7 protein-coding genes and 1 pseudogene are annotated in these 5227 nt (G+C 67.3%); 5 read left to right on the top strand and 3 right to left on the bottom strand.

All coding sequences use genetic code 11. The features are described 5' to 3' along the window. Together VGP60_RS37540 and VGP60_RS37535 are read right to left on the bottom strand one after the other, a co-directional pair. Positions 1-754 (bottom strand): SCO6745 family protein (locus tag VGP60_RS37540; protein WP_327552971.1); only part of this gene is annotated, 754 nt, incomplete at its 3' end. Positions 755-847: 93 nt separating this feature from the next. After that, positions 848-1102, bottom strand: a complete 255-nt coding sequence (locus VGP60_RS37535; RefSeq protein ID WP_327552970.1) for a hypothetical protein — start codon at positions 1100-1102, stop codon at positions 848-850. 479 nt (positions 1103-1581) lie between these two features. On the opposite strand from VGP60_RS37535, the gene VGP60_RS37530 reads away from it, so the two are divergent. Further along, positions 1582-1974, top strand: coding sequence for a hypothetical protein (locus tag VGP60_RS37530; RefSeq protein WP_327552969.1), 393 nt, complete (start codon positions 1582-1584; stop codon positions 1972-1974). A gap of 103 nt (positions 1975-2077) precedes the next feature. Here the strand turns inward: VGP60_RS37530 and VGP60_RS37525 are convergent, their stop codons facing one another. Next, on the bottom strand, positions 2078-2281 hold the full coding sequence (locus tag VGP60_RS37525) for a cold-shock protein (protein WP_297546115.1): 204 nt from the start codon (positions 2279-2281) through the stop codon (positions 2078-2080). Positions 2282-2691: 410 nt separating this feature from the next. On the opposite strand from VGP60_RS37525, the gene VGP60_RS37520 reads away from it, so the two are divergent. The 4 genes and pseudogenes from VGP60_RS37520 to VGP60_RS37505 form a co-directional block, all read left to right on the top strand. Beyond that, positions 2692-3906, top strand: a complete 1215-nt coding sequence (locus VGP60_RS37520; RefSeq protein WP_327552968.1) for an Ig-like domain-containing protein — start codon at positions 2692-2694, stop codon at positions 3904-3906. Positions 3907-4057: 151 nt separating this feature from the next. Next, positions 4058-4357: a hypothetical protein gene (locus VGP60_RS37515; RefSeq protein ID WP_327552967.1), complete on the top strand. Its 300-nt coding sequence runs from the start codon at positions 4058-4060 to the stop codon at positions 4355-4357. Positions 4358-4361: 4 nt separating this feature from the next. Continuing rightward, the gene (locus VGP60_RS37510; RefSeq protein WP_414640464.1) at positions 4362-4919 is read left to right on the top strand and encodes a SigE family RNA polymerase sigma factor; all 558 of its coding nucleotides are present in this window, start codon (positions 4362-4364) and stop codon (positions 4917-4919) included. Between the two features lie 4 nt (positions 4920-4923). Next, positions 4924-5227, top strand: a pseudogene (locus VGP60_RS37505) (hypothetical protein); the annotation flags it as partial.

Here is a 5227-nt window from a genome sequence, read left to right as displayed (position 1 = left end):
ACCCTAACCGGGCCGCCTGGAGCTCGCCGAGGAGCTTGGTCAGCTCAGCGCGCTCGCCGGCGTCGAGTTCGGAGTCGATCAGTTCGTCCATCCGGGCGTCGGTCAACGCCTGGGCCTGACGCCAGCGCTCGTCGAGGTCCGACTTGGCCCGCGCGGCCGCGACAAGCGCGTCCGCGGCGTCCGGGGCCCACGCGGTGCGCAGCAGACGACCACGGCCACCCTCGGGGTCCGCGACGACCGCCTCGGGCACGGTGAGGCCGACGGCGCGCAGCGCGGCGAAGTGCAGGCCGCCGCGATACTCGCGCAGGACGGTGAGGCCGAGGCCGACGCGTTCGACAGCGCCTTCCGGGCGTTCAGCCCGCTGCCAACCGGCGAACAGCGCGAGACCGCCGGCGTCGGCGGCGTCGATCAGCCGGAAAAGCAGCTCGGCGAGCCGGTCCGCGTCCACCAGGCCGGAGAGGTGCGCACGGGACCAGCGGGCCGACGCCTCCACGTAGGCCGACACCGCGGCCGGCGCATCCAGCGCCTGGGTCGCCGCGGGCAGGACGACGTCGAACAGCCAGCCGGGAAAGATCCCGAAGAGCTCGGCCACGACCTTCGGCGGCGTCTCCCCCAGTACCGCCGCGCGCCCCCACAGGTAGAGCGAGCGCTGCCCGAGCCCGACTTCGGCTTCGACCTCCGCCAGCTCGGGCGAAGTCATGAACTTCCCGCCCCACAACTGCACGACCGGCCCGATCGCAGCGGCAACACCCATGACCAACTCCCCAAGTTAAATAACAGTGTTTTCATTCAAGCACAAAAAAGCCGCTTGGTCGAGATTCCGCGACCAAGCGGCGTCACGGCCGCATCATCGCTGCACAGGCGCCTGCCCGTCGTCGTCGAGTGTCAGGCCGAGCATGTCGAGCAGCTGGACGCAGTCCTCGACCCCTGCGGCGCCATTGGCGACCGCGAGCCTGGCACGTCGAACCTGATCATCGGACACCCGCTGGGATTCGGACTGGCTCGTGCGCTGGGCCGGCAGGGCAGCGGTCAAGCCGGGCGTCGCGGTATCAGCGCCCTCGTACCGAACGAGGAACTGTCGAACTTCAAGAGACCCGCTCATTAGCTCCTCCATTGCGGTTTTACGGATTGCTTGGCCGCGAGGCTAGCCAGCGAATGGCTCCGCACACAGCCCCCCGCAGAGTGAACCTGCAAATACACACTGTTCGACCCGCTGTGACGAACCAACATGAACTGGCGGCAACGTGTAAGTGACACAGCGACAGGTTTTTTCGCTTTCACCACTCGCCGCGAGCGCCCGGTCGTGCAACAATCAGGGAGCTGACACACCCCCGGTCAGCGCCTGTGGAGATCCCCTCCGGCCCCCGCGTTCCTCCCCCTGGCGCGGGGGCCTCTCCATGTCCGCACACCCATTGTTGTCGAATTCGAACAATTCGCGACGGGCCTTGCGCTGGGAGTCTTACCCGGGGTGAAGATCAGGTTGGTCCATTCGATGATCACATTGCGCCGATCGGGAAAATAATCGGTGTGTCGCGGACCACAGAGGTATCTTTGCCGAGACCTAACCGTTATCGTGGCCGGGTGCCTCTTCCCTCACTTGGTCGCCTCAGTACCCGTAGCAACCTCAAGCCGGTCAACCCCGGCCGTCACCGCAACGCCGCCGCCAAGGAGGCGGAACCCGCGGTCGAGGACCACGAACTGACGAGCTACCTCGCCGCACTCGCCCCGGACTCCGACAAGGAGAGCACGGGGACCGGCAAGCGCTTCGGTGAAGCGCAGGTCTTCCAGCTCCGCGTCAACGTCATCGCCAGCGAGCAGCTCAAGGACATCGCGGCCGAGCGCGGCACCTCCCCGCACGCGCTGGCGCAGGAATGGATCCTCGAGCGCCTCTCCTGGGAAGGCCAGGCTTCGTCCGCGCAGCAGCGCCGCCACGAAGAGGCGCACACCGAGGAACTCCACCTCGATCTGCACTGAGCATAAGAGCAGGCTTGACCTGCCGTTATAGCAAGTGAGCCCCCAGCGGGGTCATCCACTGAGGGCTCACTCGTCTTACGAATAGTCGCGTTAAGGACCGGCCCTACAGCGGGCGAACCTTCTGAGCCTGCGGCCCCTTCTGGCCCTGACCGACCTCGAACTCCACTCGCTGATTTTCCTCGAGGGTCCGGAAACCGCGACCGTCGATCTCCGAGTAGTGAACGAATACGTCGCCTTCGCCGCCGTCCTGCGCGATGAAGCCGAAGCCCTTCTCCGCGTTGAACCACTTCACAGTGCCTTGCGCCACCGCTTTACTCCTCGTTACAGAGCCGCTTCGAGTGTCACCGAAGTGGCACCCAGACCGTCCCGGGCGGTTCCAACGAGTCGAGTGAAGAGCGCGTCTCCCGCTCCACAGCTCGCGTCAGAAGTTCCGCGAGTGTGAAGCCACGAACACGCAAAACGACGGCCTACAAGGAGAGTACCGGGATCTGGGCAAATCTGAACCCCATGAACAACAGATGGACCAATGGCGGCAGCAAGGTCACCGGAACGCCGTAGGCGACCTTCGTCACTCTGAGTTCTGTCGGACCCCGCCCTCAAGCTCCGTGCATACCTGCCCCCAAAGCGGACGTGACGCTCATCACGTTGCTTTGGATCAACGTTCAGCCTCGGTCAGGCGTCACATGGGGGGTACAAGGGGAGAATAGGGGCATTCGGGTGACAGTGAAGAACACCTCCAGGCGTCGGTGGGCACCGGGCGTGGTAGTCGGCATCGTGGCAGCTCTCGCGCTCAGCGCCTGCAGCAGCGATCCGGCGCCGACGAACACCGCGGGTACCGGAGGACAACAGCCACCCGCGGACAGCAGCCAGATCAACGCGCTGCCCGCGAAACTCACCATCACACCGGCCGCCGGCGCGCAGGACGTCGCGCCGGGCGAACCGGTCCAGATCCAGGTCACCGGCGGCACCGTCGGTTCGGTGACGCTGACCAACGCCGAGGGCAAACCGGTCGCGGGGGCGCCGGCCTCGGACAAGCACAGCTGGACGACCACCGAGCCACTCGGCTACGGCAAGTCCTACACCTGGGCGGGTGACGCCGTCGGCGCCGACGGCAAGAGCGTGCCGATCTCCGGGTCGTTCACCACGGTCAAGCCGAAGAAGCAGGTTTCCGGCCACCTCAACGTCGGCGACAACCAGACGTACGGCATCGCGATGCCGATCGTCGTCACCTTCCCCAGCCGGGTCGCCGACAAGGCTTCGGTCGAGCGGGCGCTGAAGGTCGAGACCACGCCGAAGACCGAGGGTTCCTGGGCCTGGCTGGAGGGCGACACCGCGGCGCACTGGCGGCCCAAGGAGTACTTCAAGCCCGGCACCACGGTGAAGGTCGAGGCGAAGCTCTACGGCGTCAAGATGGGCGACGGCGTGTACGGCAAGGAAGACATCACCTCGAGCTTCAGCATCGGCCGTTCGCAGATCGTGAAGGGCAACACGCAGTCCCACCGGATGCAGGTCATCCGGGACGGCCAGCAGGTCGCGGACTACCCGGTGAGCTACGGGCTCGACTCCGATCCCGGCCGGGTCACGCACAGCGGCACGCACGTGGTGATGTCGAAGAGCGCGACGTATTCGATGAGCAACCCGCGCTACAACTACACCGACGTCAACGTCCCCTGGGCGGTGCGGATCTCCAACAACGGCGAGTTCATCCACGGCCTCGCGGCCTCGATTTGGGCGCAGGGCAAGAAGAACATCTCGCACGGCTGCCTGAACCTGTCGCCGGCGAACGCGAAGGAGTACTTCGACGGCGTCCTCACCGGTGACCCGGTGGAGATCGAAGGCAGCACCCAGCAGCTGAGTTCCAAGGACGGCGACTACAGCGACTGGACGTACGCCTGGGCCGACTGGACCAAGCTTTCGGCGCTGAACAGCTGACCTGCCCGCGTATGCGAACGGCCGGGAAGCCCATCTTCCCGGCCGTTCGTTTTTTCTCCGAAAGTCGATGCAACCCGCCGGGCACCCGGGTGCATGTCTAACGGCACAGGCGCCGCCGCGAGATGACGGCGCCCGCAACCGAGGAGCCGAATTGCGTATTCGAATCGCACTGTCACTGGGCGCTTTTCTGCTGGCAGGCGGTGCCGTGATGGGCACGGCGATGGCCACCGCCGCGCCCGCCCAGGTCCAGCAGCCGACCAGCACCACCGCCCCGGCGCCGTCGCAGGTGCCCACGTCCACGCGCCCGGCGCCTTCCGAGGCTCCGACGACCCGGAAGCCCGAGACCGCCCCGACCCGGGACAACGCGCCGGGCGTCGTCCGAGTGCCGCGTGCGATCCCCGCCGGCCCGACCGGCGACCTGCACCTGCCTGCCATTACGGAAGCCAACTGATCGAGTGATCCTGAGCCGCCCGCCGTCGGCCGGGCCGGGCTCGCCGTGGGACGGCGAGTTCGCCCGGTACTTCGGCGAGCGCGCGCACAGCCTCAGGTCCACAGCGTTCCTGCTGTGCGGTGACTGGCACCATGCCGAGGACATCGCGCAGGCAGCGCTGCTGAAGCTGTATCTGGCCTGGCCACGGTTGGCCCGCCATGACGCCTTGGACGCCTACGCCCGCAAGATCGTGCTGCGCACGTTCCTCTCGGAGCACCGGCGGACCTGGCGCAAGCGGGAACGGCTGACGGACACGCCACCGGAACTCGCCGCGGAGCAGCCCGGCACCGAACACGAGATATTGGTCCGCCACGCGCTGGCCGGCGTCGCCCCGAAACAGCGGGCGGTGCTGGTCCTGCGGTACTTCGAGGACCTCAGTGTCGAGGAGACGGCGGCGGCGCTGGGCTGCTCCACGGGCACGGTCAAGAGCCAGAGCGCGCGGGGCCTCGACACCCTGCGCAAACGACTGGGACCGCATTTCACCGAGCTTTCGTTCACGACGGCAGGCACCGATGGGAGGTGAGCAGATGGATTCCGGCGACGACGTCAAGGTGGTCTTCTCCGACGTGGGTGACGGGCCCCCGCTGGGTTTCGACGCGCACGCCATCATCGAGCGCGGCGGCAGGATCCGCCGACGACGCAAGCGGATGGCGGTTCTCGGGACCTCGGTGACCACGGCCGCCGCGATCGTGGCCATCGCGCTCGCCTCCGGTCAGCGGCCGCCGGAGCCCGTGCCCGTCGAGCCGGCGGGCACGGGTATTTCCCTGGAGACGGCGCCGCCCAGCACGCCCACGGAGGTTCCTCCGAGAGGCCTGCCGCCCGAGCCCTCCA

It is taken from the genome of Amycolatopsis sp., assembly GCF_036008905.1.
In the GTDB taxonomy this organism is placed as follows: Bacteria; Actinomycetota; Actinomycetes; order Mycobacteriales; family Pseudonocardiaceae; genus Amycolatopsis.
This window is presented reverse-complemented; position numbering and strand designations above follow the sequence as displayed.